Annotated in this window: 28 protein-coding genes; 16 read left to right on the top strand and 12 right to left on the bottom strand. The window is 70.6% G+C overall.

Going from position 1 to position 26,788, the window contains the following annotated elements; all coding sequences use genetic code 11:
- Positions 1-56: 56 nt before the first annotated feature.
- Positions 57-734: a DUF8215 family protein gene (locus NKI68_RS11505; protein ID WP_254543211.1), complete on the bottom strand. Its 678-nt coding sequence runs from the start codon at positions 732-734 to the stop codon at positions 57-59.
- A 131-nt stretch (positions 735-865) separates the two neighbouring features.
- Between NKI68_RS11505 and NKI68_RS11500 the strand changes: the two genes are divergently transcribed.
- Positions 866-1,492 (top strand): riboflavin synthase, encoded by a 627-nt coding sequence (locus NKI68_RS11500; RefSeq protein ID WP_254543210.1) that lies wholly within the window; start codon positions 866-868, stop codon positions 1,490-1,492.
- A 577-nt stretch (positions 1,493-2,069) separates the two neighbouring features.
- Here NKI68_RS11500 and NKI68_RS11495 read toward each other — a convergent pair.
- Positions 2,070-3,077: a PrsW family intramembrane metalloprotease gene (locus NKI68_RS11495; RefSeq protein ID WP_254543209.1), complete on the bottom strand. Its 1,008-nt coding sequence runs from the start codon at positions 3,075-3,077 to the stop codon at positions 2,070-2,072.
- 88 nt (positions 3,078-3,165) lie between these two features.
- Between NKI68_RS11495 and NKI68_RS11490 the strand changes: the two genes are divergently transcribed.
- Both NKI68_RS11490 and NKI68_RS11485 read left to right on the top strand, forming a co-directional pair.
- On the top strand, positions 3,166-3,540 hold the full coding sequence (locus NKI68_RS11490; RefSeq protein ID WP_254543208.1) for a DUF7532 family protein: 375 nt from the start codon (positions 3,166-3,168) through the stop codon (positions 3,538-3,540).
- A complete protein-coding gene (locus NKI68_RS11485; RefSeq protein WP_254543207.1) occupies positions 3,537-4,931 on the top strand; it encodes a ribonuclease FAU-1 family protein in 1,395 nt (464 codons plus the stop codon). Before NKI68_RS11490 ends, NKI68_RS11485 begins: the two co-directional genes overlap by 4 nt.
- Before the next feature lie 34 nt (positions 4,932-4,965).
- Here the strand turns inward: NKI68_RS11485 and NKI68_RS11480 are convergent, their stop codons facing one another.
- From NKI68_RS11480 to NKI68_RS11470, 3 genes are all read right to left on the bottom strand, one after another.
- Entirely contained in the window at positions 4,966-6,420 is a 1,455-nt protein-coding gene (locus tag NKI68_RS11480) for an LVIVD repeat-containing protein (RefSeq protein ID WP_254543206.1), read from the bottom strand.
- Between the two features lie 135 nt (positions 6,421-6,555).
- The gene (locus NKI68_RS11475; RefSeq protein ID WP_254543205.1) at positions 6,556-7,527 is read right to left on the bottom strand and encodes an ROK family protein; all 972 of its coding nucleotides are present in this window, start codon (positions 7,525-7,527) and stop codon (positions 6,556-6,558) included.
- Positions 7,528-7,635: 108 nt separating this feature from the next.
- Positions 7,636-8,517 carry an SDR family NAD(P)-dependent oxidoreductase gene (locus NKI68_RS11470; RefSeq protein WP_254543204.1) on the bottom strand — a complete coding sequence of 294 codons (882 nt, stop codon included), beginning with the start codon at positions 8,515-8,517 and terminating at the stop codon, positions 7,636-7,638.
- 96 nt (positions 8,518-8,613) lie between these two features.
- On the opposite strand from NKI68_RS11470, the gene NKI68_RS11465 reads away from it, so the two are divergent.
- Positions 8,614-9,351, top strand: a complete 738-nt coding sequence (locus NKI68_RS11465; protein WP_254543203.1) for an SDR family NAD(P)-dependent oxidoreductase — start codon at positions 8,614-8,616, stop codon at positions 9,349-9,351.
- A 125-nt stretch (positions 9,352-9,476) separates the two neighbouring features.
- Positions 9,477-10,295, top strand: a complete 819-nt coding sequence (locus NKI68_RS11460; protein WP_254543202.1) for a CDP-alcohol phosphatidyltransferase family protein — start codon at positions 9,477-9,479, stop codon at positions 10,293-10,295.
- Positions 10,296-10,297: 2 nt separating this feature from the next.
- Here NKI68_RS11460 and NKI68_RS11455 read toward each other — a convergent pair whose 3' ends face one another.
- Positions 10,298-10,855 carry a metal-dependent hydrolase gene (locus NKI68_RS11455; protein ID WP_254543201.1) on the bottom strand — a complete coding sequence of 186 codons (558 nt, stop codon included), beginning with the start codon at positions 10,853-10,855 and terminating at the stop codon, positions 10,298-10,300.
- Positions 10,856-10,931: 76 nt separating this feature from the next.
- Here NKI68_RS11455 and NKI68_RS11450 point away from each other — a divergent pair, with 76 nt between their 5' ends.
- Positions 10,932-11,321, top strand: coding sequence for a DUF7475 family protein (locus tag NKI68_RS11450; protein WP_254543199.1), 390 nt, complete (start codon positions 10,932-10,934; stop codon positions 11,319-11,321).
- Positions 11,322-11,354: 33 nt separating this feature from the next.
- On the opposite strand, the gene NKI68_RS11445 is transcribed toward NKI68_RS11450, so the two are convergent.
- Positions 11,355-11,936, bottom strand: a complete 582-nt coding sequence (locus tag NKI68_RS11445) for an LURP-one-related/scramblase family protein (protein ID WP_254543198.1) — start codon at positions 11,934-11,936, stop codon at positions 11,355-11,357.
- A gap of 257 nt (positions 11,937-12,193) precedes the next feature.
- Here NKI68_RS11445 and uvrA point away from each other — a divergent pair, with 257 nt between their 5' ends.
- The 5 genes from uvrA (at position 12,194) to NKI68_RS11420 (ending at position 18,805) form a co-directional block, all read left to right on the top strand.
- Positions 12,194-15,136 (top strand): excinuclease ABC subunit UvrA, encoded by a 2,943-nt coding sequence (gene uvrA, locus NKI68_RS11440; RefSeq protein WP_254543197.1) that lies wholly within the window; start codon positions 12,194-12,196, stop codon positions 15,134-15,136.
- A 513-nt stretch (positions 15,137-15,649) separates the two neighbouring features.
- Positions 15,650-16,081, top strand: coding sequence for a type VII toxin-antitoxin system MntA family adenylyltransferase antitoxin (mntA, locus tag NKI68_RS11435; RefSeq protein WP_254543196.1), 432 nt, complete (start codon positions 15,650-15,652; stop codon positions 16,079-16,081).
- Between the two features lie 46 nt (positions 16,082-16,127).
- Complete coding sequence (gene hepT, locus NKI68_RS11430) at positions 16,128-16,583, top strand: type VII toxin-antitoxin system HepT family RNase toxin (protein WP_254543195.1); 456 nt, start codon at positions 16,128-16,130, stop codon at positions 16,581-16,583.
- A gap of 101 nt (positions 16,584-16,684) precedes the next feature.
- The gene (locus tag NKI68_RS11425; RefSeq protein WP_254543193.1) at positions 16,685-17,677 is read left to right on the top strand and encodes a WD40/YVTN/BNR-like repeat-containing protein; all 993 of its coding nucleotides are present in this window, start codon (positions 16,685-16,687) and stop codon (positions 17,675-17,677) included.
- A 45-nt stretch (positions 17,678-17,722) separates the two neighbouring features.
- A complete protein-coding gene (locus tag NKI68_RS11420) occupies positions 17,723-18,805 on the top strand; it encodes a geranylgeranyl reductase family protein (protein ID WP_254543192.1) in 1,083 nt (360 codons plus the stop codon).
- A 43-nt stretch (positions 18,806-18,848) separates the two neighbouring features.
- On the opposite strand, the gene NKI68_RS11415 is transcribed toward NKI68_RS11420, so the two are convergent.
- Positions 18,849-20,066, bottom strand: coding sequence for a S8 family peptidase (locus NKI68_RS11415; RefSeq protein WP_254543190.1), 1,218 nt, complete (start codon positions 20,064-20,066; stop codon positions 18,849-18,851).
- A 135-nt stretch (positions 20,067-20,201) separates the two neighbouring features.
- Here NKI68_RS11415 and NKI68_RS11410 point away from each other — a divergent pair, with 135 nt between their 5' ends.
- From NKI68_RS11410 to NKI68_RS11400, 3 genes are all read left to right on the top strand, one after another.
- Positions 20,202-20,552 (top strand): cell division protein SepF, encoded by a 351-nt coding sequence (locus NKI68_RS11410; RefSeq protein ID WP_254543189.1) that lies wholly within the window; start codon positions 20,202-20,204, stop codon positions 20,550-20,552.
- A 205-nt stretch (positions 20,553-20,757) separates the two neighbouring features.
- On the top strand, positions 20,758-21,723 hold the full coding sequence (locus tag NKI68_RS11405; protein WP_254543188.1) for an ABC transporter ATP-binding protein: 966 nt from the start codon (positions 20,758-20,760) through the stop codon (positions 21,721-21,723).
- Positions 21,720-22,505 (top strand): ABC transporter permease, encoded by a 786-nt coding sequence (locus tag NKI68_RS11400; protein WP_254543187.1) that lies wholly within the window; start codon positions 21,720-21,722, stop codon positions 22,503-22,505. The genes NKI68_RS11405 and NKI68_RS11400 overlap by 4 nt, the downstream gene beginning before the upstream one ends.
- Here the strand turns inward: NKI68_RS11400 and NKI68_RS11395 are convergent.
- Together NKI68_RS11395 and NKI68_RS11390 are read right to left on the bottom strand one after the other, a co-directional pair.
- Positions 22,502-22,882 (bottom strand): DUF5611 family protein, encoded by a 381-nt coding sequence (locus NKI68_RS11395; RefSeq protein ID WP_254543185.1) that lies wholly within the window; start codon positions 22,880-22,882, stop codon positions 22,502-22,504. The two genes, NKI68_RS11400 and NKI68_RS11395, sit on opposite strands and share 4 nt — an antisense overlap.
- 25 nt (positions 22,883-22,907) lie before the next feature.
- Positions 22,908-23,639 (bottom strand): DUF7093 family protein, encoded by a 732-nt coding sequence (locus tag NKI68_RS11390; protein WP_254543184.1) that lies wholly within the window; start codon positions 23,637-23,639, stop codon positions 22,908-22,910.
- A gap of 87 nt (positions 23,640-23,726) precedes the next feature.
- Between NKI68_RS11390 and NKI68_RS11385 the strand changes: the two genes are divergently transcribed.
- Positions 23,727-24,023 carry a DUF6432 family protein gene (locus NKI68_RS11385; protein ID WP_254543183.1) on the top strand — a complete coding sequence of 99 codons (297 nt, stop codon included), beginning with the start codon at positions 23,727-23,729 and terminating at the stop codon, positions 24,021-24,023.
- Between the two features lie 112 nt (positions 24,024-24,135).
- Entirely contained in the window at positions 24,136-25,224 is a 1,089-nt protein-coding gene (gene ygfZ / locus NKI68_RS11380; protein ID WP_254543182.1) for a CAF17-like 4Fe-4S cluster assembly/insertion protein YgfZ, read from the top strand.
- 48 nt (positions 25,225-25,272) lie between these two features.
- Here the strand turns inward: ygfZ and NKI68_RS11375 are convergent, their stop codons facing one another.
- Positions 25,273-25,788: a DUF7965 family protein gene (locus tag NKI68_RS11375; protein ID WP_254543181.1), complete on the bottom strand. Its 516-nt coding sequence runs from the start codon at positions 25,786-25,788 to the stop codon at positions 25,273-25,275.
- Positions 25,781-26,131, bottom strand: a complete 351-nt coding sequence (locus NKI68_RS11370; protein ID WP_254543180.1) for a hypothetical protein — start codon at positions 26,129-26,131, stop codon at positions 25,781-25,783. The genes NKI68_RS11375 and NKI68_RS11370 overlap by 8 nt, the downstream gene beginning before the upstream one ends.
- Positions 26,132-26,788 lie beyond the last annotated feature (657 nt).

Below are 26,788 nucleotides of genomic sequence, written 5' to 3'. Positions count from 1 at the left end.
GTGGTACGCGGCGTGGGGATAAAAGCCAGCGATGCGCGTCGGGTCCGTCACCGCCCTCACGGCGTCCGGCCGTCGCCGGTACCGGGCAGCGGCCGGAGGTCGAGCAGCGCCAGCCCGACCAGGAGCGCGAACAGCGCCGGCCCGAGGATGGGGTCGCCGACGGACGTATCGAGCGGCGCGGCTCCGACGGCGACGACCGCGAGCGAGAGCGCGTAGTAGCCGCCCCGCGCCACTCGCGCCTCGGTCGATCCGGTCGAGAGATACGGGAGCAGGGCGATCCCGCCGACGGTGATGCCCGCGGCGACGAGGACGTTCAGCACCCAGGAGCCGGCGAGCACGTGCACCGCCGTCCCGGCGTAGGTCGCCAACCCGAGGGTGCACGACAGGTACACAGAGCGCGTGAGATACGCGCCGTACCCCGCGTCGGTCCCGAGCGTGTTGGCGGTGAGAGCCGGCCAGGGGCGTCCGACCGCGACGTACCGCCCTCGAAAGAGCCCGACGAGGAACGGCACCAGCCCGAACGAGACGGCCGCGGCGGCCTTGGCCTCGACGAACGCCAGCGGTGCCTGATAGATCAGGTAGATCATCGGCCAGGCGAGGAGACACAGCTGTCCGAGGCCGTAGTACCCGATTCCGGTGAGCAACCGGCCGATCCCGTCGGAGTCCTCCCGACGGCGAACGGCACGTTCGTCGTTCAACCATCGACCGGGACCGCTGGGGTCTTTGGCGGTCACGTTCGTCCGGATGGTATCGACGCTCCGACAAGTATCTTTAGTTCCGCCCGCCGCGCACACGCGCCGAGTCCGGCGACGGATCGCGAGTCGGGATGGCAACGCTTTGGACGTGCGACCGCCAAGCGGACGACATGTTCACCGGAATCGTCGAGGAGACGGGCGAGGTCGTCGGCGTCGAGTCGGACGAGGGGGGAAAGCGCATCCGAGTCGCGAGCGGCTTCACCGGCGATCTGGATCGCGGCGAGAGCATCAGCGTCAGCGGGGCCTGTCTGACGGTCGAGGACCGCGACGCGGACTCGTTCGAGCTATTCCTCTCGCGGGAGACCCTCGACCGGACGTACCTCGACGGGGTGGCGGTGGGCGACCGCGTGAACCTCGAGCGCGCGATGCCCGCGGACGGGCGCTTCGACGGCCACCTCGTGCAGGGACACGTCGACGGGACGGGCGAGGTGACCCGGATCGAGCGCGTGGGCGACGACTGGACCTTCGGCTTCTCGCTGCCCGCGTCGCTCGCCCGCTACGTCGTCGAGAAGGGGTCGATCACGGTGGATGGCATCTCGCTCACGATCGCCGAACTCGACGGGGAGGCGGGCGAGTTCGCCGTCGCGATCATCCCCGCGACCTACGATCTGACGAACCTCTCGGCGAAGGAGGTCGGCGATCCGATCCACCTGGAGGTAGACGTGATCGCGAAGTACGTCGAGCGGCTGGTCCGCGAGGGCGACCTGGAGAGCCCGCTGCTCGACGACGCACGGTGAACGAAGCGGGCGGGGCGACGACGGCCAGCGTTTCCACTCATCGCCGCCGCTCGCGCCGGCGCGTTGCACCGCGAGCGAGTGCAACGAGCGAGCGGACCGACGTTCACGAGAGTGAAACTCTCGTGAGCCAACCGGAACGCGGTGCGTTCCGGTGACGAACCCCCGAGCGAAGCGAGGGGGTGAGGAGGGTTTTGATCCGGCTTTTGCCAGGGAGCGAGCGAAGCCGCCGAGCGCAGCAAAAGGTGGGCGTGCAGGCGACGCCACGGCGGGGCTGGTTCGCGGGGCGTGGCGTCGCGCACCCGCGAAGCGCCCCGCGATGACTGTCACGTCACACGGACGCTGGTCCCGCTTTCGGATATAAAGGTACGGACGGCGGACTGGCTTTACCACCGCCGACGCCAGCGCGGCACCCGCGAGGGAGCGCCGCAGGCGCGAACGAGCGGACCGACGAACCCGTGAGAGCCGGAGGCTCGAACGGGTGAGGAGGGTTTTGCTCCAGCTTTTGCCAGCGAGCCGCCAGCGACCGCGAAGCGTGTCGCTGGCGCGCGAGCGCAGCAAAAGGTGGTGGTGGTGGACTCTAGCTATCGAACTCGGTGGTGTCGACCGAGACGTCGCCACCCTTCCGTTCGGTCTCCGTCCGGACGGCGCGGTAGGTCGCGCGGTAGCGGGCGATCTTCCGGTAGAGCAGGTAGCCGAAGAAGCCCTGATAGATGAGCACGAACGCGAGGAAGACGACGAACTGCGGGACGTTCGGGAAGCTGAGCGACACGACGCTAGGGATGAAGCTGACCAGCGTGTTGTACGTGGCGTGGATGAACGCGGCGATGAGCAGTCCCTTCGCCACGATGGGGCCTGCGTTCTCGGGGTTGAACTTCGCCAGCCCGAGGTAGTAGCCGGCGAAGGCGGAGTAGACGACGTGTCCCGGCCCGGCGAGCGCGCGGAAGGCGGCGGTGCCGCCCGCCACGGCGAGTTGCGTCTCCGGCCCCGCGGCGGGCGACATCTCCAGCCCGCGGTTGATGTAGATGGCGTTCTCGACGAAGGCGAAGCCGAGGCCGGCGAACGCGCCGTAGACCGCCCCGTCGACGACGGCGTCGAAGCGCGCGTCGCGGTAGGCGTAGAGCCAGACCGCGAGCAGTTTCACGGACTCCTCGACCGGGCCGACGACGAGGTAGAAGAAGAGCACCAGCCCCACCGGGCCGAGGAGCGAGAGCGGGCTGAACAGCGAGTTGATGACGGCGGCGAAGCTGGCGAAGAAGATGCTCAGCACGAACGTCGCGGTCAGCAGCCAGATCGGCTCGCCGCTCGTGATGTCGACGTAGTAGACGTACGCGGCGAGCGCCAGCGCCGGGATCGCCGACAGGACGGTGAGCGCCCCGACGAACGGATCGCTGAGCGCCCCGAACGCGCCGATCGCGACGGTGAAGGCGAGCGCGAGCAGGACGACGATCCACTTGCCGACCGCGACGGCACCGCCGTAGACCTTGACCGAGAGGCGGTCGAGCGCGCTCCGCGGCTCCCACGTCGCGATGTCGTAGAGGTCGCGCGTGCCGTCGGATCTCGCCTCGACGGGGTCACGTTCTCCCATACGCACAGCACACGCGCCAGTCCCCTAACTCTAGGCCCCGGCGGCGGGGTTTCGCGGGGTTTTCTACGGTCGCCCGCCAAGCGCGCCCATGCACTTCGACCAGCGGACGCAGGCGGCCCTCCGCGAGGTGGGCCTCTCGGCCGACCAGTTGCGGACGGCGAGCGACCTCGTGAAGGAAGCCACCAGAGAGGACGCCGCCGCCCTGGAGGCGTTCTTCGAGGGGCGCGAGACTGTCTACTCGGACATGGAGGTGGCCCACGGCGCGGGCGGAGTCCAGGAGCACGTCGTCGAGTACCTGGACCTCTACACCCACGCCGCAGACGTCCGTGGCTACCTCCGCTTCGACTCGTGGGGCGTCCCCGTCGAGGGGGGCAGACCCCTCTCGGATGGGACCGTCGAGTTGACGCTCGGCCCGACGGTGAACGATCGCGTGCGCTTCGCCGCCGACTCGGACGACCTATGAGCGACGGCGACGGCGCGGGCGTCCGCGTCCGGGGGATCTACGCGACGGCGCTGACGCGCCTCCTCCGCGAGGACTACGAGGTCGTCCAGGCGTCCGAGCCCATCCGCGACCGCTTCGACGACGATCTCCCGGCCCGGCCCGCCGCCGTCGCGATCGAGACGACGCGCGACCGGCAGGGCGTCGGCGTCAGCGGCCCCGCCGAGCGGGTCGCGGTGATCGCCGCCGAGTTACGGGAGGTCGGCGTCGACGCCCTCTCGTGGGACGACCCCGGGCCGGAGGGGGCGGTCTTCGACGCCGCGGTGACCGACACGCGCGGGGGCGGCGCGGTCCTCGACCTGGGCGAGCGCGAGGGGTACCTCCCGTTCGACCGCGCCGACGGCTACGTGGAGACGGGCGACGCCGTCCGCGTGCAGGTCCGGCGGGGCGAACCGCCGTGGAGCGACCGCGCGCCGGAGTGTGCGACGCGGATCGAGATCGGAAACGGCCTCGCTCGCCTCGTCCGCGGGGCGAGCGGCGGCGCGAGCGGCGGCGGCGCGAGCGTGGATCTCGCCTCCCTGCTCCCGACCGACCCTCCCGAGGGGTGGGCCGTCCGGTGGGACGAGCGGGCGGACGCCGCCGACCTCGACGCGCTCGGGGCCGCGCTCGCGAACCTCGACGAGCGCGCCGGGCGAGTCGACGAGGCGCTGGCGGACGAGGTGGACGCGCCGCGCCGACTCACCGACGGCCGCGCGACGGCGTGGGTGTGGTTCGGTCGCGAATCGCGCTTCGCGCTCGACGAGCACCGGCGCGCGGTCGCGACGACGATGCCGGGACACCACCGGACGAAGGCCCACGCGAGCGCGGCGAGCGCCGCCGTCGACTTCGCCGAGGCCGTCTGCGAGCCGGGCGGCGAGTTCCCCTTTTCGGCCGTCACCCGGCAGTTCGGCCCGCGCGAGGGCGACACCGTGGCTCTCGGACACGGCAAACCCGACGGTCGGCTCCTCGTCCTCGGGCGCGGCGAGGTGACCGACTACGACCCCGAGGGCGGCATCACCGTCGAGCGGGAGATGACCCCCGGCGGCACGTACGACGCGCTCGGCGTCGAGCGGCGGGCGGGCGACGTGGCGGTCACGAAGCTCAAGGAGGGGCGCTGGTGGTACGCGACGGTCTACCGCGGGGCCGACGGCGAGCGCCGGGGCACCTACGTCAACGTCTGCACGCCGGTCGAACTCTTTCCCGACGCGGCGCGCTACGTCGACCTCCACGTCGACGTGGTGAAGCACGCCGACGGGACGGTCGAGCGCGTGGACGACGACGAACTCGACGAGGCCGTCGCCGCCGGACAGGTGCCGGAACCGCTCGCCGAGCGGGCGCGGCGGGTGGCGACGGCGATCGAGCGGGCGCTCCGCTGACGGGGCGACACCGCGCTCGGTTCGCTGCTGCCGCTCACTCCCGGCGTCGGCGCGCGAGTCGCCACCCGGCGATCCCGAGGGCGGCCGCGCCTCCGAGGACGCCGAACCCCGCCCCCGTCGCGCCCGAACCGCCTCCTGCGTCTCCGTCGGTTCCGTTCGACGAGCCGTTCCCGCCGGGCGGTCCCGCGGTCCCGTTACCCCCGCCGCTCCGCGTCCCGTCGAGCGCCGGTTCGGAGAAGGTGTAGAGCGCCTCGGTCGTCCCCCACTCGAGGAAGTTCGCGCTGCTGGCGACGAAGAACTCGCCCGGACGGGCGGCCTGCGCCGTCCAGAAACTCGCGTCCGAGCGGTCCGCCCACTCGCCCAGGAGTTCCGGGGCGGCAGGGTCGCGCACGTCGTAGAGCTTCACGCCGCCCTGGTACCACGAGGAGTAGAGCCGCCCGGCGGCGAGTTCGAAGTTGTGGGAGGTGGTCCACGTCCCCTCGTAGGAGTCGTTCTCGGCGGGCGGCGCGGCGATGGAGTGGACGAGCGTCGGATCCGTCGGCGTCGAGACGTCGTAGAGTTCGATGCCGCCCGGACCGCCCGCGTCGTCCTCCTGGTTCTGATCCCACGACTCGATCCCCAGCCCGAGCAGTCGTCCGTCGTCGTCGAACGCGACGTAGTGGTCGTTCCCCGGCGGCTCGAAGGCCCGCACGGTGGCCTCCTGGCGCGAGAGGTCGGCGAGTTTCCCCGGGTCCATCCCGCGCACTTTCACGACAGGCTCGGGGTTCTTCGGGTCGCTCACGTCGACGAGCCACGTGCCGGCGTCCCAGTAGGCGAGCGCCGCGATCCCGCCCTGCACCCAGAGGTCGTGCAGGTTGAACACGGGGAGGGGGACGTCGAGCCACCGCTCGTCCTCGTCGGCGGGCGACCACCGGCCGAGTTCGGGCGTGGGATCGCCGGACGCGAGTGCGTCCGCGTCCACCATCACGAGCGGATTGCCGGGGAGGCCGTTGCCGCCGAAGTAGAGCACGCCGTCGTGGAAGTAGACGTTGTGGTGGTAGAAGTCCGTCTCGTAGACGCCCAACCGCTCGGGGGCGGCGGGGTCGCTCACGTCGTAGAGGACCGCCGCCTGGAGCCCGCTCCGGACGGGGTTCGCGGGACCGGGGACCACGAGCCGGTCGCCGTCCACCTTCACGTCGTAGATCTGAGTGAGCGGACCGTCCTCGCGGTCCCCGAGGAGCGATCGCCGCTCCGCGAGGACGGCGGGCTTCTCGGGATCGCTCACGTCCACGGTGGCGAAGCCGTCGGTCGTCGCGAGGTAGACCGTGTCGCCGTCGTCGCCCACGACGGCCTCCTTCGCGCCGTCGACCTCGACGCGCCCGAGCGGGGCGACGTCATCGCGAGCGGCCCCGCGGCCGGATGCGGTGGCGAGGGAGGAGAGCGCGGGAAGGGAGAGGGCGCCGCCGATCGCCCGGAGGGCGGTGCGCCGCGAGGGACCACTGCTGACCATACCACCCTCTGTCGGGGGAGGACGGTATGCGTTACGATGGCAGAGGAGCGAGGGACGTGACGGCGATGGGGTGATCCGACGACGGGGGGACGCGGGCGGCGGTGAGCGGGTGGCGAACGGTGCGACGGCGTGGGATCAGCGGCCGGCGCGCCCGTCGCCGGTCCCGTCCGTGAGGGCGCTGGCGAGCGCGCCGAGGACGACCACGTCGTCGCCGAGCGTCGTCAGTTCGACGTCGGGGACGTTCACCATGACCTGGTCGCCGAGGCGCTCGCGGATCGGGTCGAGGACGAGGTCGGGGTTGTTGAGCGCGACGGCCCCGCCGACGTAGACGACGAGCGGCGCGAAGGCGTGACAGAGGTTCGCGACGCCCATCGTGTTCCAGTCGGAGAAGCGGTGGATGACGCGCTCGGCGAGCGGGTCCTCGTCCACCGCGGCGAAGACGGCGGCCGCGTCGAAGTCGGGATCGTCGAGCGGGAGGTCGGTCGGCACGCCCTCCGTCTCGTGGACGAGGCGGGCGTACCGGGGGACGTTGTTGCCCGAGCAGTAGGCCTCCCAGTGGCCGTCGTGGCCGCACCCGCAGGTCATCCGCCCCTCGGGATCGACGGTCATGTGGCCGACCTCGCCCGCGTTGCCGTCCCAGCCGCGCAGGACGTGCCCGTCGACGCAGACGCCCGCCCCGATGCCCGAGGACATCGTGAGGTAGACCATGTCGTCGGGGTTGCGCTCGCTGAAGTAGCGCTGCCCGATGACGCCCGCGTTCGTGTCGTTGTGCAGGTGTACCCGATCGGTGCCGACGAGGTTCGCCACCGGTCCCGTAAGCGGGATGCGGTCGATCGCCTCCGGGAGGTTCGCCGGGTTCTCGACCGTCCCCTCGGTGAGATCGAGCGGGCCGAACGACCCGATCCCCGCGGCGCTGATCTCCCCGGGCGCGACGCCCGCGTCCTCGCACGCCCCCCGGATCGCCGAGAGCACCGTCTCGGTGACGGCGATGCCGGTCGGACCGTCGGGCGTTCGTTCGCGACTGCGACCCAGTATCGTCGCCTCGCCGTCGGCGACGACCGCCCGGACGTTCGTCGCCCCGAGGTCGACGCCCACGTAATAGGCCATTACGCGGATACGGACGCCCGCCGCACTTAAAACTCAAGAGATTATTTCGGCGGCGGGTGAAAACGTGCCACTGCCCCGTCACGGGACGCGAGGGGACGCGAGACGCGCTCACTCCCGGCGATACTCCTCGGGGATCTCGAACGGCGGCACGCGCCGCCCGTCCACGTCGACGAAGCCGTACTCGTCGGCGAGCGCGCCCGTCTGCAGGACGCGACCGCTCTTCTCCATCACGTCGGGATCGGTCGCCAGCGCGACCACCGCCCGCCCGACGTACCGCGTGGACTCCGTCGATCCGAGTTCCGGGTGTTCGTGAGCCGTCGCGTCGTCCACGCCGTACTCGCGCAGGACGTACTCCGTCCGCATCCACCCCGGCGCGAGCGCGACGGCGGCGACGCCCCGATCCCGGAGTTCGAGCGCCATCCCGTATGCCATGCGGTTGATCGCGCACTTCGCCGCGTCGTAGGGCACCGCCCCGAGGTAGCGGTCGCGGTCCCACGCGGTCGTGCTGACGATCAGCCCTCCCTCGACGAGCAGCGGCGCGGCGTGCCTGCTCGCGGTGAAGTGCGCCCGGACGCCCGCGTCGAACATCCGGTCGTATCGGTCCATCGGCTGCTCCCAGAACGGCGCGACGAACGACTCCTCGTCGTACCCCTCGTAGCCGCCCCAGACGTTGTTCACGAGCAGGTCGATCTCCCCGCGCTCGTCCGCGACGCGCTCGAACAGCGCCGCCACCTGCTCGTCGTCGGTGTGATCGCAACGGACGGCGATCCCCTCGCCGCCCGCCGCCGTCGTCATCCGCGCGGTCTCGTCCACGGTGCCGGTGCCGAGGTCGGTCGCTGCGTCGTCGCCGAAGCTGCGACCCGTCGCGTAGACGGTCGCGCCCGCCTCCCCGAGTTCGACGGCGATCCCCCGCCCCGCGTTCCGACTCGCGCCGGTGACCACGGCGACGCTCCCCGCCAGTGGTCTCCCCGTCGGTGGTCCTCCCGCCATGCGGAGCGGAGGTCGCGAGCGGACAAAAGCCGGGCGGCGGGTCGCCCGGACGGCGGTCGGGCGGGGGTATATACCCCCGCGTGGACGAATGGACGCATGATCCAGCCGGATCTCTCGGGGCGCACGGCGCTCGTCACGGGCAGTTCGAAGGGCATCGGACGGGCGCTCCTGCTCGCGCTCGCGGACCGCGGCGCGGACGTGGCCGTCCACTACCACACCAGCGACGAGGCGGCGCGCGAGACGGCCGACGCGGCACGCGAGCGCGGCGTCGAGGCGACGACCGTCCGCGGCGACGTGACCGATCCGGCGACGGTTGACGAACTGTTCGCGGGCGTCGAGGCCGACCTCGGCGCGGTGGACGTGCTCGTCAACAACGTCGGTCGGTTCGCGCCGGAACACTGGGCGGCGATCGACTGGGCGACGTGGAACTCTGTGCTCGACACGAACTTCAACGCGACCGTCCTCTGTGCGAAGCGCGCGCTCGGGCCGATGCGCGAGGAGGGGTGGGGGCGCATCGTCAACGTCGGCTACGCCTCGAGCGAGAGGGGCCTCGTGAACCCGAAGAACTTCCCCTACTTCGTCGCCAAGGCGGGCGTCCTCATGTTCACGCGCATGCTCGCCGCCGACACCCAGGACGACGGGATCACGGTCAACGCGATCTCGCCGTACGTCGTCGAGAACTCGGCGGAGTTCCCCGAGGAGGCCCCCCGCGGACGGTGGGCGACCTACGACGACCTCCGGCAGGCGCTGCTGTTCTTCTGCGACGAGGGGAGCGAGTACGTGAGCGGCGAGAACGTCGAGATCGACGGCGGGTGGCTCCCCGAGCGCGTGTAGGGGCCTCGCTCCGCTCCGCTCCGCGATCGCTCGACCCCGCCGAACGAGGGTGCGACGGGATAGGTTAACCCGTCCGGCGGGCGTAACGGGGACCGACCGGTGCTCCGCGCCCGCTCTCTCCGCAGATGGACAGCTACGACGCCGACACGGACGCGACGCCCCGCGGCGTACGTAGCCCCCGCGACGGCCACGCCCCGGCCGACCGCCTGCGTCGGGGATGGGCGGGGGCCGTCGCCGCCGGCGTCGTCGCCCTCGTCGGCGGGGCGAGCGCGCTCGCCCTCGCCCGGTCACCCGGGGTGGGCCTCTGGTGGACGGTCGGGGCGGGGGCGACCCTCGGCGCGGAGGCGGCGCTGCTGCGGCGCGCGCTCGGGGACAACCGAACGAGCGCCGAGGGACCCCTCCTGCCCACGCTCGGCCCGGCGAACGCCCTCACGCTCGTCCGCGGGCTGGCGGTCGCGGGCGTCGCCGGCTTCCTCCTCCTGCCGCCGCCCTCGGGGGCGCTCGCGTGGACCCCCGGACTGCTGTACGGGACGGCGGTGCTGCTCGATCAACTCGACGGGCGCGTCGCCCGCGGCCCCGGGCGGACGACCCTGCTCGGCGCGCGACTCGACGTGGCGTTCGATGCGATCGGTCTGCTGGTCGCGCCGGTACTCGCCGTGCGCTACGGACAGCTCCCTGTCTGGTACCTCGCGGTGAGCGCCGCCCGCTACGTCTTCCTCGCGGGGCTCTTCCTGCGGCGGCGGCGGGGACGACCGATCGCGCCGCTGCCGGAGCGACCGATCCGCCGAGTCCTTGCGGGCGTCCAGATGGCCGTCGTGAGCCTCGCGCTCCTGCCGGTGCTCGGCCCGCCGACCACGACGGTCCTCGCGACGGCGGCGATGCTCCCCTTCCTCGCGCAGTTCGCCCGCGACTGGTCGGCGGTGACGTCCCGCCGAGCCCCCTGAGGCTACCGGATCGATCCCTCGATGATGTCGGGGATCCGCTTGCGCACGAGGGCGTAGACGGTGGCGACCGCGACCCCGGAGAGACAGAGGTAGCGGACCGCCCCCGGGAAGAGCAGGATCCCCGGCGCGGCGAAGAGGACCGTCAGCGCGAGGTCCTCCGGCGCGCCGTCGTAGCGCACCCACCGGCGGGCGGCGAGCCACCGCCCCGCCGGGTGGAGGTAGACCGCGCGGTCGGTGGTGCGCTCCCAGGGGCGGAGTTCCTCGCCCGCGCCGAGGACGTCCGAGAGGGAGTGGACCGCGGCCGTGAGGAGGAAGCACGCGAGCGCGACCGATCCCGCGGCGGGGGCGACGACGGCCCACGCCAGCGCCGGGAGCGCCGCCACCCAGTAGAGCGCGGGAAAGTGCAGCGTCCGGCGGTGCGCGCCCACCAGGAGGTCGAGGTCCGGGAGGACGCCGCCCGCGAGCGCGGCGAGCGCGCCGACGGTCGCGTGCTCCGGGGCGAGGACGACCAGCGAGGAGGCGAGCGCCACCCCGACCGCCGCGTGGGTGGTGACCATCATCGGCGGGAGATGACGCCCGCCGGGTAAGTACCCCGCGGGGATAGCGTCAATACCGTTGAATGTGTACCGTCGTGACATGGCAACGACCGCCGCAGACGGATTCGCGTTCGACACGAGCACGCTCTCGGGTCTCCACTGGGCCGCCATCGCGCTCGCGGCGCTGTCGGGAACGATCCACCTCTGGCTGGGCGTGGAGTTCGTCGCCGAGCCGGTGGGGATCGCGTTCCTCCTCGCCGGCCTCGGCTTCTTCGGGGCGATCGCGCTCGTCCTGCTCGACTACCGGCGGCGACTGATCTACCTCCTCGGTATCCCGTTCACGGCGGTCCAGATCGCCCTCTGGTACCAGGTGAACGTCGTCAGCCTCGGCAAGACCGCCGGCGAACTGGGCGTCGCCGACTACGTCGACAAGGTCGCCCAGGTGCTCCTCCTCGCGCTGCTCGTCGCGCTGCTGCTGCGCGACCGCTAGGGTAAATACGCCGCCGTCGGCGTAACTCCGCGCTCAGTTCTCCTCCAGGGCGTCGATGGCGACGGCGGCGGCGATGATCGCCTCGCGCGGGGCGTCGCCCGCGTCGCCGATCCGCACGTCGTAGACGTCGCGCAGGGAGAACCGCTCCTCGATGCTGCCGATCGACTCGCCGTTCGGTCCCGTCACGGAGTAGGAGTGCGGGAGCAGGCCGAACAGCTCCGAGACGCCCTTGAGCGCCATGACCAGGGCGCTCTCGGACTCGATGCGCGCCCAGAGCGCGCCGTCCGGGCTCCGCACGTTGTACACGTGCTTGAACATGGTGAACTCCTTCTCGATGACCGCGAAGGTCTCGCCCGTCGCCTCGTCCTCCAGCGCGTAGCTGCCCGACACGTCGAGGAGGTTCCGCGCCTTGATCCGGAAGACGACGTTTCCCCCGGAGTCGGTGAAGGGGAACTCCTCCTTGAGCTTGAAGCGCTTCTTTCGCCCCTTGAGGACGACGTTCCCGTTCGCGTCCTCGACGGCGTACTTGCTGCGGATGTAGCTCTGCTTGATGACGTACCGATCGCTCGAGAGGTCGATCCCGCCGATGACGTCTCTTCCGGTCGTGTCGCTCATACCGATACGTCGACCGTCACCGGTAATAAATCGACGGTTGAATGTTCGTTTCGAAGTCACGTTCGACGCGACTGGGGCGACGCGTCGCCGCCGCGTCGCCGCCGCGTCGCTGCGTCGACGCGGGCGAGAGTCAGGATTCCCGAACGGAGCCTGAAACGCCGCAGAGAGGAGATATACGACCTCATCGGACGGTTCCTGCGTGCGGGGGTCGGGCCCGGATCGACAGCGTTTCCCCTCTCGCACACGTGACCCAGACGATGAAGGAGTTCATCGAGGTCCGTGGGGCTGAGGAGCACAACCTCAAGGACATCGACGTGCAGATCCCCCGGGAGTCGTTCACCGTCGTCACCGGGCTCTCGGGATCGGGGAAGTCCTCGCTCGCGTTCGAGACGATCTACGCGGAGGGGCAACGCCGCTACATCGAGTCGCTCTCCGCCTACGCCCGCAACTTCCTGGGGCAGATGGACAAGCCGCAGGTCGAGACGGTCGAGGGGCTCTCGCCCGCCATCTCGATCGACCAGAAGAACGGCGCGAACAACCCCCGCTCGACCGTCGGGACGGTCACCGAACTCCACGACTACCTCCGCCTGCTGTACGCCCGCGTGGGCACGCCCCACTGCCCCGAGTGCGGCCGCGAGGTGGGCGAGCAGAGCGCCCAGAACATGGTCCGACGGATCCTCGAACTCCCGGCGGGCACGAAGGCGAAGCTCGCCGCCCCCGTCGTCCGCGACCAGAAGGGCGCGTTCGCCGACCTGTTCGACGACCTCGTGGCCCAGGGGTACGCCCGCGTCGAGGTCGACGGCGAGGAGCACGACCTCGCCGTCGAGAAGCCCGACCTCGACGAGAACTACAACCACACGGTCGACGTGATCGTCGACCGCGTGAAGGTGTCGGCGGACGCCCGCTCTCGCATCACCGACAGCGTGGAGACGGCCCTTTCCGAGGCCGACGGCGCGCTCAAGGTGATCCTCCCCGACCCGCCCGAGGGCGTCGAACTGGGCGGCGCGGAGGCGCGGGCGACGGGCGACCTCGCGGGGGAGGGCGACAGCAGGCTCGTCGTCACCTTCTCGGAGGACCTCGCGTGCACCCACTGCGGCATCGACCTCCCCGAGATCGAGACGCGCAGCTTCTCGTTCAACAGCCCTCACGGGGCGTGCCCCGCCTGCGACGGCATCGGCGTCACCAAGGAGGTGGACGAGGACCTCGTCGTGACCGACCCCTCGAAACCCCTGCGCGACGTCTTCGAGCCGTGGAGCTACTCGCGGTCGTACTACCGCCGACAGCTCGACTCCGTGGCGGCGCACTTCGGCGTCTCGCTCGACACCCCCTTCGAGGAACTCGACGAGGGGGTCCGGGAGGCGTTCCTCCGCGGCACCGACGAGGACGTGCTGTTCGAGTGGAACACGAAGAACGGCGTCCGCCGGAAGGAACACCCCTTCGAGGGCGTGATCGAGAACCTCGAACGGCGCTACGTCGAGACCGACAGCTCCCGGGCCCGCGAGCACATCGAGAAGTACATGGCGGCGACGACCTGCTCGGCTTGCGACGGGACGCGGCTCAAGCCGGCGTCGCGCGCCGTGCTCGTCGACGGCACCGCGATCACCGAGGTCAACCGCCTGTCGATCGGCGACGCGCTCTCGCACTTCGAGCACCTGGAGGCCGACCTCACCGACCGCGAGCGCACCATCGCCGAGGAGATCCTGAAGGAGATCCGCGCCCGCCTCGGGTTCATGTGCGAGGTCGGGCTCGACTACCTCACGCTCGACCGCGAGGCGACCACCCTCTCGGGCGGCGAGAGCCAGCGGATCAGGCTGGCGACGCAGATCGGCTCCGGGCTGGTAGGCGTGCTCTACGTCCTCGACGAGCCCTCCATCGGCCTCCACCAGCGCGACAACGACCGCCTGCTCAACACCCTGGAGGAACTGCGCGACCTCGGGAACACGCTGATCGTCGTCGAGCACGACACCGAGACGATGTACCGCGCGGACACCGTCGTCGACATGGGCCCCGGCCCCGGCAAGCGCGGCGGCGAGGTCGTCGTCAACGGCGACGTCGAGGAGGTGATGGCCACCGAGGAGTCCATCACCGGCGACTACCTCGCCGGGCGGAAGCAGATCCCCGTGCCGGAAGAGCGCCGCGAGCCGACCGGCGCGCTCACCGTCCGCGGCGCGCGCCAGCACAACCTCCGCGACCTCGACGTGACGGTGCCCCTCGGCACCTTCGTCGCGATCACGGGCGTCTCCGGCTCCGGGAAGTCCACGCTCCTCCACGAGATCCTCTACAAGGGGCTCGTCCGCCGGATGAACGACACGGACGTGAACCCCGGCGACCACGACGACATCGAGGGGATCGAGGAGATCGAGAACGTCCGCCTGATCGATCAGTCGCCGATCGGCCGGACGCCGCGCTCGAACCCCGCCACCTACACCGGCGTCTTCGACTACGTCCGCGACCTGTTCTCGGAGACGAAACTCTCGAAGCAGCGCGGCTACGAGCCGGGGCGCTTCTCGTTCAACGTCAAGGGCGGCCGCTGCGAGGAGTGCGGCGGGCAGGGGACGGTGAAGATCGAGATGAACTTCCTCTCCGACGTGTACGTCCCCTGCGAGGAGTGCGACGGGAAGCGCTACAACGACGAGACGCTCGACGTGACCTACAGGGGGAAGACGATCGCCGACGTGCTCGCGATGGACGTGGACGAGGCTCACGCGTTCTTCGAGAGCCACACGGGCATCCGCCGGCGGCTCCAGTTGCTCAGGGACGTCGGCCTCGGCTACATGCGCCTCGGCCAGCCCTCGACGACGCTCTCCGGCGGCGAGGCCCAGCGCGTCAAGCTCGCCGAGGAGCTGGGGAAGAAGGACACCGGCGACACCCTCTACCTGCTCGACGAGCCGACGACCGGCCTCCACTCCGAGGACGAGCGCAAGCTCATCGACGTGCTCCAGCGCCTCGTCGACAACGGCAACACGGTCGTCGTCGTCGAGCACGAACTCGACCTCGTGAAGAACGCGGACCGCGTCATCGACCTCGGGCCGGAGGGCGGCGAGAACGGCGGGAGCGTCGTCGCGCAGGGGACCCCCGAGGACCTCGCCGCGGACGGCGACTCCTACACCGGCCGCTACCTGCGCGACCTCCTGCCGACGGTGGAACTCGAGGGGCCGCGTTCGGATCGCCCGGCGGCGAAGGTCGCGAGCGACGACTGAGCGCGACGCGACGCCGAACCGCTCCCCGCGCTCGATCGACGCTACCCGGCGCGCACCTCGGCCAGCGGGTCGTACGCCCCGCGGTCAGTTCGACGCGGTAGGAGCCGTCGAGAGGGGCGACCGCGGCCGAGGGCGGTGTCCGACTCACCTCGACCGCGACCGCCTCCCCCGCGGGGCGATAGAGGTAAACTGTTTCGCCGGGCGCGAACGGGGCCTCGAGGCGCGCGTCCGCCCCCGAACGATCCTTCCAGAGGAAGCGCGCGTTCCGGCGTCGATCTCGTCCGCCCGGTGTTCGTCACGGCGACGACGACCCGGCGGGCCAACGTGGGCTAACGTATCCTGAAATACGCCGTAGAACAACGCGCCCACAGTCGGTCTGATAGGACACCCCCGAGCAAGGCCATGAACAGCACGAAGGGACCCCATCGACGAGAGTGTCGACGCCAGCGAGGCCGAGAGGGAACCACGACCGAGGTACAAAAGCACTTTATCGGCCGGCATCTATACCCAACCATGGCGCGCAGCACTCCAGCGGACTCCACCCTCGACGACGAGGTTCGAGAGCGGCTGCGCGATGTCCTCTCCCGCCATCCGATTACTTTCGCAATCGTATTCGGATCGACCGCACGCGGAACCGCTACTGGGAACAGTGACATCGACATCGCCGTTGCGTTCGAGGACATCCGTCCCGACGATACCGGATACAGTCGGGTCTACCTGCGCCTCTCGACAGACCTCGCAGACGCGCTTGCGACGGACGTCGATATCGTCGACGTGTATTCGATGTCACCGCGATTCGCACGGGCGGTATTCGACAGTGGCGACCTGCTCATCGGGACGGAAGAGAAACGACGGGCGCTGGAGACGGAGTTGGCAGGCGAGCCGATCTCACTGGATGAAGCGAGCGAACGCATCTCGGCCGCCGTCGACCGGATGACGAAGTAACGGCACAGTTCGCGCTGTATTTACTGCCGGGCCAGAAGAAGTAGATATGGGAACCGATCCCCTCACCAGCGACAGGGCGAATCGAATCACTGAAGCGATCGAGGATATCGAGCGGAATCTCTCCTCGCTTCGAGAGAAGCAGCATCTATCTCGGGCAGAATACAAAGCGAGCGACGAGCAGGACCTCCGCGATGCAGTCGAGCGAAAATTCGAGAAACTGACCGAAGCGGTTCTCGACATCGCGGATCAACTCCTGAAGCACGAACGTGGGAGTTCACCGCGTGGCCGAAAGGACAAAATCCGCGAACTGCGACGGGAGGGGGTCATCGATAGTGCGCTCACCGAGAGGCTGCTCGATGCCGTCGAATTCAGAGACGTGTTATCGCACACGTACGGACCGATCGTCAACGACGACATCGTGTACGATTCGCTACAAACTGGCCTCGAACGCTACGTCGAGTTCGCCGAAGCGGTCGACGAATACGTTCACACCCGGACGTAGAGATGTCCCACCTCGTGACGGTTGGATACCCGTCGGCGAGATCACGACGGAGGCAGTGGGGCGACAGGCGTTTCCGATCCCGCGTGCGACTAGCTTACACGATGACCCGCATCTACGCCGCTCTGCGAAACGCCCTGCTCGTGGCCGACGGCGAACCGGGCGACTGGCGCGTCACAGAGCGCCTCGCCGGCGAGGAGATCCAGTGCGTCGTGGCCGCGCCCGGTCGCCCCGATCGCGTCCTCTGCGGGACGGCCGACGACGGCGTCTACCGCTCGTCGAACGGCGGCGAGACGTGGAACCGCGTCGGCGAGGGCGTCGTCGGCGACCGGGTGACCGCGCTCGCCGTCTCGCCCGACGACCCCGACGAACTGTGGGCCGGGACGGAGCCGAGTCGCGTCTACCGTTCGGGTGACGGCGGGGAGACGTGGGCCGAACGCGAGGGGCTGACCGACCTCCCCTCGTCGTCCGAGTGGTCGTTCCCGCCGCGCCCGCACACCCACCACGTCCGCTGGCTGGAGGTGGACCCGAACGACCCGGCGCACCTATACGTCACCGTCGAAGCGGGCGCGCTCGTCCAGACGCGCGATCGCGGCGAGACGTGGACGGACCGCGTCCCCTCCGCGCGGCGCGACACGCACTCGATGGCGACCCACCCCGACGCACCGGGGCGGGCGTGGGCGGCCGCGGGCGACGGCTACGCGGAGACGCGCGACGGCGGCGAGACCTGGACGCACCCGCAGGAAGGCCTCGACCACCGCTACTGCTGGAGCGTCGCCGTGGACGCGGACGACCCGGACGTGGTCCTCCTCTCGTCGGCGCGGGGGGCCTATACCGCCCATAACCCCGACCGCGCGGAGACCTACGTCTACCGCCGCGAGGACGACGGCGCGTGGGAGCGGTCGATGGACGGCCTGCCGGGACCCGACGGCCTCCTCCGGCCCGTCCTCGCGTCGGGCGGGCCGGGTGAGTTCTACGCGCTCACGAACCGCGGCCCCTTCCGCTCGATGGACGGCGGCGAGACGTGGATGCGGCAGGTCTGGCCGTGGCACGAGGGGTACGAGCGACAGACGCCCCAGGGGTTGGTCGTGCTCTGAGGCGAAGCGAGAAGCTATTTGCGGACCCCCGCCGACGGGGGAGTGATGCACGACTTCATCGTCGTCGGCGCGGGGCCCGCGGGGTCGCGCTTCGCGCGACGGGCGGCCGAGCGCGGTCGGGACGTGCTCGTCTTCGAGCAGGGGGAGATCGGAGAGCCCCTCGCCTGTTCCGGGCACGTGAGCCTCGACGTCTGGGAGTACGTCCCCGAGGGGGCGCGCGCGGACCTCTTCCAGAACGACATCTACGGCGCGCGCTTCCACGTCGGCGGCCCGGAGACGCCCGGCGAACCGTTCTACAAGCGGGAGGTGATCTCCAACGCGATCGATCGCGTCGGCCTCGATCGGGTCCTCGCGCGCGCCGCGGGCGACGCGGGCGCGGACGTGCGCGACGGCCACACCGTCACCGGCGTCGAGGAGCGCCCGGACGGCGTACGGGTGACGGTCAAGGGCCCGGACGGCACGGAGCGCCACGAGGCGCGGATGGCGGTCGGGAGCGACGGGCCGCGCTCCCGGGTGCGCGCGGAGTGCGGCCTCCCCGAACCGAACGAGTTCCTCCACGGCGTGCTCGGGTTCGATCCCGAACCCGACCACCGGGACTTCGTGGACGTGCACCTCACCGTCCCGCGGTTCTTCGCGTGGCGCATCCCGCGCGGCGACGCGGGCGTCGAGTACGGGCTGGGGTGTGCGCCGGGCGCGGACGTGTCCGGGCGGTTCGACGACCTGTGTGCCGCCTACGGCGTCGAACTCGAACGGCGCTGCTCGGGGATGATCCCCGTCGGACCGCCCGACCGGGTGACGGGCCGCCGCAGCCTCCTGCTCGGCGACGCGGCGGGGCAGACCAAGCCGTTCACCGGCGGCGGCATCCTCTACGGGATGCGCGCGGCCGATCACGCCGCCGACCGGGTGGACCCCGAACGCCCGGAGACGCTCGACGACTACGAGCGGGCGTGGCGCGCCGACCTCCGGAACGAGATCCGGCTCGGCCGCCTCGTCCGCGCGGGCTACTCCCTCCCGACGACCCTCCAGCGGGCCGGGCTGCGGGCGCTCTCGGGGGAGATCGCGGTGCACATGGACGAACCCTCGACGCTCTTCTCGCGCGACCAGCTTCGGGCGCTGCTCGGCCGGTAGCGCGGAAGGCGGGGCGGGGAAGGGCGCGGTCGTCGTCGGATCGTCAGTTCAGGTCGTCGTCGGAGTTCAGCCCGAGCGCGGCCGCGACGTCGAGCAGGCCGTTCCCCTGCTCGTTCTCCGAGAGACCGACGTCCTCGGCGGTCGCGGCGAGGCGATCGCGCGCCTCCGCGTTCGCGTACCCCCGGGCCATCAGCTGACCGCCCGCGCCGGCGACGTGCGGGCAGGCCATCGACGTGCCCGAGAGGGTGTCGTAGCCGCCGCCGGGGACCGTCGAGAGGACGTCCGCGCCGGGGGCGGCGAGTTCCACCTCGGGACCGGTCGAGGAGAAGCTCGCGAGCGCGTCGGTCGAGTCGGTGGCGCTGACGGCGATCACCTCGGGATAGGCGGCGGGGTAGCCGACGCAGTCGGTGCAGGGGCCGCTGTTGCCCGCCGCCGCGACGAGGAGGACGCCCTTCCCGTAGGCGTACGTACAGGCGTCCTCGACGGTCTGCGAGCCGGAACTCGCGCCGAGGCTCATGCTGGCGACGTCCCAGCCCTGGTCGGCGGTGTACTCGATACCGGCCGCGACGTCGGAGAACGACCCCGAGCCGCGCCTGTCGAGCACCTTCACCGCGTGGAGGGTGGCCTCGGTGCTGACGCCGACGACCCCCTCCTCGTTGTCGATCGCGTCGGCCGTACCCGCACAGTGGGTCCCGTGGCCGTTGTCGTCGTCCCACGGGACGTTGCAGGATCCGCCGCGGCACTTCACGAACGCCCTCCCCTCGCCGAGGTTCGCCGCCAGATCGGGGTGGTCGGAGTCGATGCCGGTGTCGATGACGGCGACGTCCGCACCCGCGCCGGTGTAGCCGTTGGCGTGGGCCACCTCCGCGTCCACGCGATCGATCCCGTAGGGGAGCGTCTCGGCGGCGGTGGAGCTACCGCCACCCCCCTCCCACGGCGGTGCGTTCGCCCCCGGCCGATCCCCGATGGCGCGCATCGTCCCGTCCGCCTCGACGTACCGCACGTCGCGCCGACGCCGCAGTTCCTCGACGGCCCGGTCGGAGAAGCGACCGGCGACGGCCAGTCCGATCCCCCCGAAGTCGAGCGTCCTCCGGACCGACTCGGCACGGTCGCGGGCGTCCGCCGCCGCCTCGGGGGAGGTGACGCCGACGATGCGCCTCGGCGCACGGCTCGCGCCGACGCCGCCGACGAACAACGTTCCGACGGTGCCCGCGGCGGTACCCGCGAGGAAGCGCCGTCGTGTGGTGTTATTTCGTACCATACAATTCTATGTGAGAGTAGTTGTTACATTAATATTACGATAGCAAATAATTAATAATCTGAACTCACTCCCGCATCGGAGGGGGAAACGGTGTCTGACGCAAGAATTATTGCCGCGCCGGACACCTCACGTGCTATGGGTCTCATGGACAAGCTGATGGGGGGGACCGGGACGCGAAGCACCGACGAGTACGTCGAGTTGGACGTCGACGACTTCCACACCGAGTCGAGCACCCCCGGAACGCAGGTCCGCATCGCGAACATCGGCGGGCAGGACGACGTGATCGCCATCAAGGACGCGGTCTACGACGGCGACCTCGTCATCGCCGACATCACCCGGCACACGACCTCCGACCGGACGATGGAGCACATCACCGACGAACTGAAGCAGGTCGCCCGCGAGGTCGGCGGCGACATCGTCCAGAAGGACGACGACCAGATCATCATCACGCCGACCGACGTGACGATCAGCCGGACCAAACTCTAAGAGCCTCGGCGCGTCCGGCCGGCGGCGTTCTCTCCTCTCTCCGTTCTTCTCTCTCCGTTCTTCTCTCTCCTCTGGCTCTCGCCGCCCGCTCCGACGCTCTCCGCGCGTCTCACGCCCTCTCCTCCCACCGGAAGCGCCCGTCGTGGAGTCGGTCGGAACGCCGCGTTCAGCAGTCTTATCCGCCGCCCGCCCCTCGATTCAGGGGATGACACAGGCCATCCGTGTCCGCGACCTCCACAAGGAGTACGGCGACGTTCGGGCGCTCGATGGGCTCTCGATCGACGTCGAGGAGGGCGAGTTCTTCGGCCTGCTCGGTCCCAACGGCGCGGGCAAGACGACGTTCATCAACGTCCTCGTCGGCCTCGCGCGCAAGACGGGCGGCACCGCCGAGGTGTTCGGCTACGACGTCGAGTCGGAGTACCAGCGGGCGCGCGACGCCATCGGCCTCGCCCCCCAGGAGTTCAACGTCGATCGGTTCTTCCCCATCGTCGAGGTGCTCGAGCACAAGGCGGGGTACCACGGCGTCCCGCGGAAGGAGGCCCGACGGCGCGCGGAGGAGGCCCTGCGGACCGTCGGCATCTACGACAAGCGCGACACCCGCTTCGACTGGCTCTCCGGCGGGATGAAGCGCCGGTTCGTGATCGCCCGGGCGCTCGTCTCGGATCCCGACCTGCTCATCCTCGACGAGCCGACCGCGGGCGTGGACGTGGAACTCAGGCGTGACCTCTGGGACCTCGTCCGGCGGCTCAACGACGAGGGGACGACGATCCTCCTCACCACCCACTACATCGAGGAGGCCGAGCGCCTCTGCGACCGCGTCGCGATCGTCGACGACGGCCGGCGCGTGGAGGTGGCGACGCCCGACGACCTCAGGTCGCGCAGCACCGACGAACTCGAGGTCACGCTCGCGTCGGAGCCGACCGCGCTCCCCGCGTTCGACTACGAGGACGTGGCGGGCGTGCGGGTCGAGGGCGACACGATCCGCCTCCGCGCGACCGGCGCGGGCCGCCTCGCGCCGGACGTGCTCCGCGACCTGGACCGCGCCGGCGAGCGCGTCGTGGACGTGAGCATCCGCCGCGCCTCCCTGGAGGAGGTGTTCGTCGAACTCACCGGCGGTGACGGCGACGAGGGGCGCGAGGAGGCCGAGGCGGGCGCGGAGGTGATCGCGTGAGTTCGCTCGTCGGCGGCCTCTCGACGACCGGGTTCCGGTCGCTGCTGCGCCGCGAGATCCTGCGGTTCGTCCGCCGGCCGCGCAACACGTTCCTCCCGCCGGTGATCACCAACGTGCTCTACTTCTCCGTGTTCGGCGTCATCCTCGGCTCGCGGCTCTCGGGCGTGAGCGGCGACTTCGGCTACGTCGAGTTCGTCCTGCCCGGTCTGGTCGTCCTCGGGATCGTCTCGAACGCCTTCGAGAACGCCTCGTTCTCCATCTTCCACGGCCGCTGGAACGAGTACATCCACGAGACGCTCACCTCGCCGCTGTCGTACACGTCGATGGTGCTCGCGTACGTCCTCTCCAGCGCGCTGCGCGGCCTGCTCGTCGGGATACTCATCTACGCCGTCGGCTACCTGTTCGCGCCGGTCGTCCCCGCGAGGCCGTTCTACCTGCTCGCGTTCGCCGTCGTCGTCCCGACGCTGTTCGCGGGGCTGGGCGTCATCGGCGGCCTCTGGGCGCGCGACTTCGACTACCTGACCGTGCTCACCCAGTTCATCCTCCGGCCGCTGGTGTTCTTCGGCGGGGTGTTCTACTCGCTGTCGGTCCTCCCCGAGCCGTTCCGGACCCTCTCGCTGCTCGATCCGCTCGTCTACATGGTCGACGGCGTGCAGTACGGCGTCCTCGGCTACGCGGAACTCGACCCGAACCTCTCGCTGGCCGTCCTGACGGCGCTGACACTCGCCGTGTTGCTGTTCGACGTCTACCTCTTCGAGAAGGGATACGGACTGGTAGACTAGACGTCGGGCGCGTCGTCCTGGACGGCGTTCTTCATCGACTCCCGTCGGCTCTTCGCGTCGCGGCCCGTGCACTCGAGGAGGAAGTCGTTCTTGAGCGAGACCGCCTCGCCCGCGGCTTCGAGGTCGTCCGGCGAGAGTTCGGTCGGGTCGGCCTCCTCGAACTCGACTGCGAGCGTGTCCTTCTTGCCGCTGTAGGCAACCGCCCCTGCGACGATGCGTTCGAACACTGGATTCGACGGCTCGCCGACGACGTAGAGGTCGCTCCCCTTGTACTCCTCGGTCCCCGTGATGGGGCCGAACATCTCCTCGATCTTCGCCTTCATGTCGGGGACGCGTTCCTCGAGGTGCTCGCCCCGGCGCATCTTGTACTCACGCATGCATGTGTGGTGGGCGAGGGAAGGTTTAGTGATTCCGTTCAGCGTCGCGGAGGTACCCCCGTCGACAGGACGGGCAGGCGTCGCCCCGCCTGAGGGAGGTCCTGAACGCCTCGACGGTGTAGCCACACGACCCACAGGCGTACGTCGCGTCGCGCGCGGACGCGGGCTCGGCCGCCGGTTCGACGCCGGCGTCGAGATCGCCAGCCGCGTCGTCTACGCCGTCCGCGTCGGACGCGCCGGCCGCCGACCCGTCGAGGTCGGACCCGACCGCCTCCGCGACGGTCGGACCGGAGGGATCGCCGTCGTCCGGTCCGCTCAGGAGTTCGTCGGGGTTCCAGGGCCGGTAGTCGTACCCCGCCTCGGTCGGCCACTCGCCGTACTCGCGCTCGTCGGGACCGTCGGTCAGGATGATCGCGTCCTCCTCCGCCGGGTCGGGCGTCTCCTCGAGGTCGAAGGCGTCCTCGTCGTCGGTCGCGGCGTCCGCGTCGGAGTCGTCGGTCGCGGCGTCCGCCTCGTCGGCCGCTGCACCCACCTCGTCGGTCGCGTCCGAACCGACCGGCGGCGCGAGGTCGACCTCGTCCTCGTCGACGACGGCGGCGATCTCGGTGTTCTCCGAGAGCACGCGCTCCGCGCCGCAGCGCTCGCAGACGACCACCTCGCGGACCGACGTGATGACCTCGCTCCCGCGCTCTTCGCGCTCGCGCGCCAGTTCGGGGTCGCCGAACTCGTGTCCGAGGAGCGAACATGTGAGAGCCATTGTGGGGAACTACCGCGTCCGAACCATAAGCGTACTGTCCGCCGCGCGGGGGTACACGTTAAGGGTCGTCGCGTGCTACCGACGGCTATGCGTGCCAAGCGGGAGTTCCGCAACCGCGACGAGACGCAGGTCGCGGTGCTCGACGCCCTCGTCGAGCGCGGGAGCGAGGGGATGACCGTCCTCGAACTCCGCACGCGCGTCGACGCCGAGATCGACGCGCTCGACGAGGCGCTGACGGCGCTGAAGGCCGACGGCCTAATCGAGACTGCCACCCGTTCGAACGACCGGATGGTGCTCGTCCCGGCGGATCACGTCGTCCCCGACGGCGACGAGGACGAACTGCCGTCGCTGTTCGAGCGCCTCCGCGAGCGCCTCCCCTTCTGACGTCGAACGACGATCCCTGACCGTCGAAGACGTATCGCTCTCCGGACGGCGACCGACGCGCGATCCCGCGAGGACCGCAGGGGTCATCTGCCACCCCGGCCAATCACGAGCCATGACCGTCATCGAGGACGTACACGCCGACCACGGCGCGGCGTTCGTCGAGCGCGGCGGACGGCGCGTCGTCGCCACCTACGGTCGCACCGAGCGCACCCACCGCGCGGTGCGTAACGGCGTCGGCGTCGTCGAACTCGGCTCCGGCGTCGTCGAGGTGACCGGCGAGGACCGCGTCGAGTTCGTCGACAACGCCGTCTCGAACCGCGTCCCCGACGAGGACGGCCGCGGCGCGTACTGCCTCCTGCTCGACCCGCAGGGCCGCATCGAGGCCGACCTCTACGTCTACAACGCCGGGGAGCGCCTGCTCCTGTTCTGCCCGCCCGACCGCGCGGGCCCCATCGCCGACGACTGGCGCGGGAAGACGTTCATCCAGGACGTCTCGATCCGCGTCGCGACCGACGACCTCGCCGTCTTCGGCGTCCACGGCCCGAGCGCGACCGAGAAGATCGCGAGCGTCCTCAACCGCGCCGGCGCGCCGGAACCCGCGCTCACCTTCGTCCGCGGGTCGATGGGCGACGCCGGCGTCACCGTGATCGCGGGCGACGGCCTCGCGGGCGAGGAGGGGTACGAGGTGATCTGCGCCGCGGACGCCGCCGCCGAGGTGTTCGACACCCTCGTCAATCACGGGATGAACGCCGTCCCCTTCGGCTACGAGACGTGGGACTCGCTCACGCTCGAGGCCGGCACCCCCCTCTACGAGACGGAACTCCGCGGTCGCGTCCCCAACGTCGCGGGCGTCCGCAACGCCCTCGACTTCGAGAAGGGCTGTTACGTCGGCCAGGAGGTCGTCTCCCGCGTCGAGAACCGCGGACGCCCCTCGAAGCGCCTCGTCGGCCTCGCGTGCGACGCCGTTCCCGAATCCGGCGCGGCCGTCCTCTCGGACGGTTCGGCGGTCGGCGAGGTCACCCGCGGCGCGGAGGGACCGAGCCACGGCGGGCCGATCGCGCTCGCCTACGTCCCGTTCGACTTCGACGGCGACCCCACGGTGCGGATCGACGGCGAGGAGCGCGGGGCGCGCGCCGTCGACCTGCCGTTCGTCGAGGGGAGCGCGCGCTCGGCCCGGCTGCCGACGTACCCGGACGGGTGAGTCGCGACAACGCCGGCGAACCACGCCGGGACGCGCTTCGACGGTACGTCAGTCGCACGACTGCCGTTCAGGGTCGTCGGTGATCGCGTCGCTCCCCCGCCGGGACCACCCCGCCAACCGGAACAGGAGGAGGTCGAGCAGGGCGAACAGGCCGCCGACGAGGCCCCCGACGACGAGGGCGATCACGACGCCGATTCCCGTCACGAGGCCGAGTGCGACGAACTCGCCCTCGACGAGCAACCGCGGGGCGAGGACGACGAGAACGAGCGCGAGCAGGAAGCAGACGCCGGCGACGCCGCCCCAGAGGACGCCCCGCTTGACGAGTGCGAGGCGGTCGACGCTCTCGCCGACGGTCGCCCGCGCGAGGACGGCGCGCGCCGTCCACCAGGTCGTCGCCCAGAGGACGAGATAGAGCGCCAGGCCCGTAGCGGTGTCGAGCCCCCTGAGGAGGTCGCCCAGCGACAGGGTGACGTGGAGCAGCGCGACGAGCGACGCGACCAGGAACGCGGCGTGAAACGCACCGAGCGCCCAGACGAGGAGCGAGTCGGGCGCGTGCTCACCCATGCGCGAGCACCTCCGCGAGCGCGAGCACTCCCGTCAGGTAGAGCGCCGTCGCGCCGTAGCCCCGTCGGAGCGTCCGCACCCCGTCGCCGACCGTGCCTGCCGCGTCGCACCGGGCGACGAGGAGCGTCCGGGGAACCGACCCGAGGAGGAGTCCGAGGACGCCCGCGAGCTTCACCGTCAGGGCGAGCCCCCACGCGGAGTCGCTCGGCGGGAGACCCGGCGCGAGCGCGCCCAGGTTCCCCACGCCGGTCATCACCGCGACGCCGGCGGCCCCCCAGAACAGCCGTTCGTACCCCGCGGCGACGGCGACCGCGTACTCACCGTACCGCTCTCGTCGTTCCACCTCCCCGCCGGCCGCCCCGACCTACCGGAGAGACAGCCACGCGAGGACGGCCCCGCCGAGCAGGAGCGCCATGCTGAGGACGTGCAGCCAGCGGATCGCGAGGTGGATCGGTGAAGCCATCGCTCGAACGTCAAATGAGGGAGGACATAAAACCGTGCGTGGGAGTCGGACGGAGCGCGTCGGTCGCGATTACCGACGAGAACGTCGACGCGGACGCGACGTGGGAACCAACGGCGAACTGATCCGTACGACTGTTCGACGGAGGTGGTCAACCGGGAGAGGCCGCCGTGTCGGACCGCGAGCGAGGCGCGAAGCGCCTCACAGTGCGGACCTCGGTACGGGTTAGACGAGGGGCGCGGAGCGACGATCCGGCTCGACGACGGGAAACACGTCCTGCGATACGGGCACGGATCTACCCGATAGTAGCGATTGGGACCCCCTACGTGCGCGCTCCTCGGAACCGAACGAGCGGAACCGAGACGCGAGCGGAGCGAGCGGTTCGGTGGGAGCGCGCGAGGTTCCGCTTTCGGTCCGCCGATGGACTCGCTTCGTTGGCGACGAACCGCGTCCGCCGTCCCGCACGGCTCGTCTATCGATCTCCTCCTCACTCACTTCTTTTCTCACTCACTCCTTTTCTCACTCACTATCGCTCGCTCG

Origin of the sequence: Halomarina pelagica (assembly GCF_024228315.1) — an archaeon.
GTDB lineage: Archaea > Halobacteriota > Halobacteria > Halobacteriales > Haloarculaceae > Halomarina > Halomarina pelagica.
This window is presented reverse-complemented; position numbering and strand designations above follow the sequence as displayed.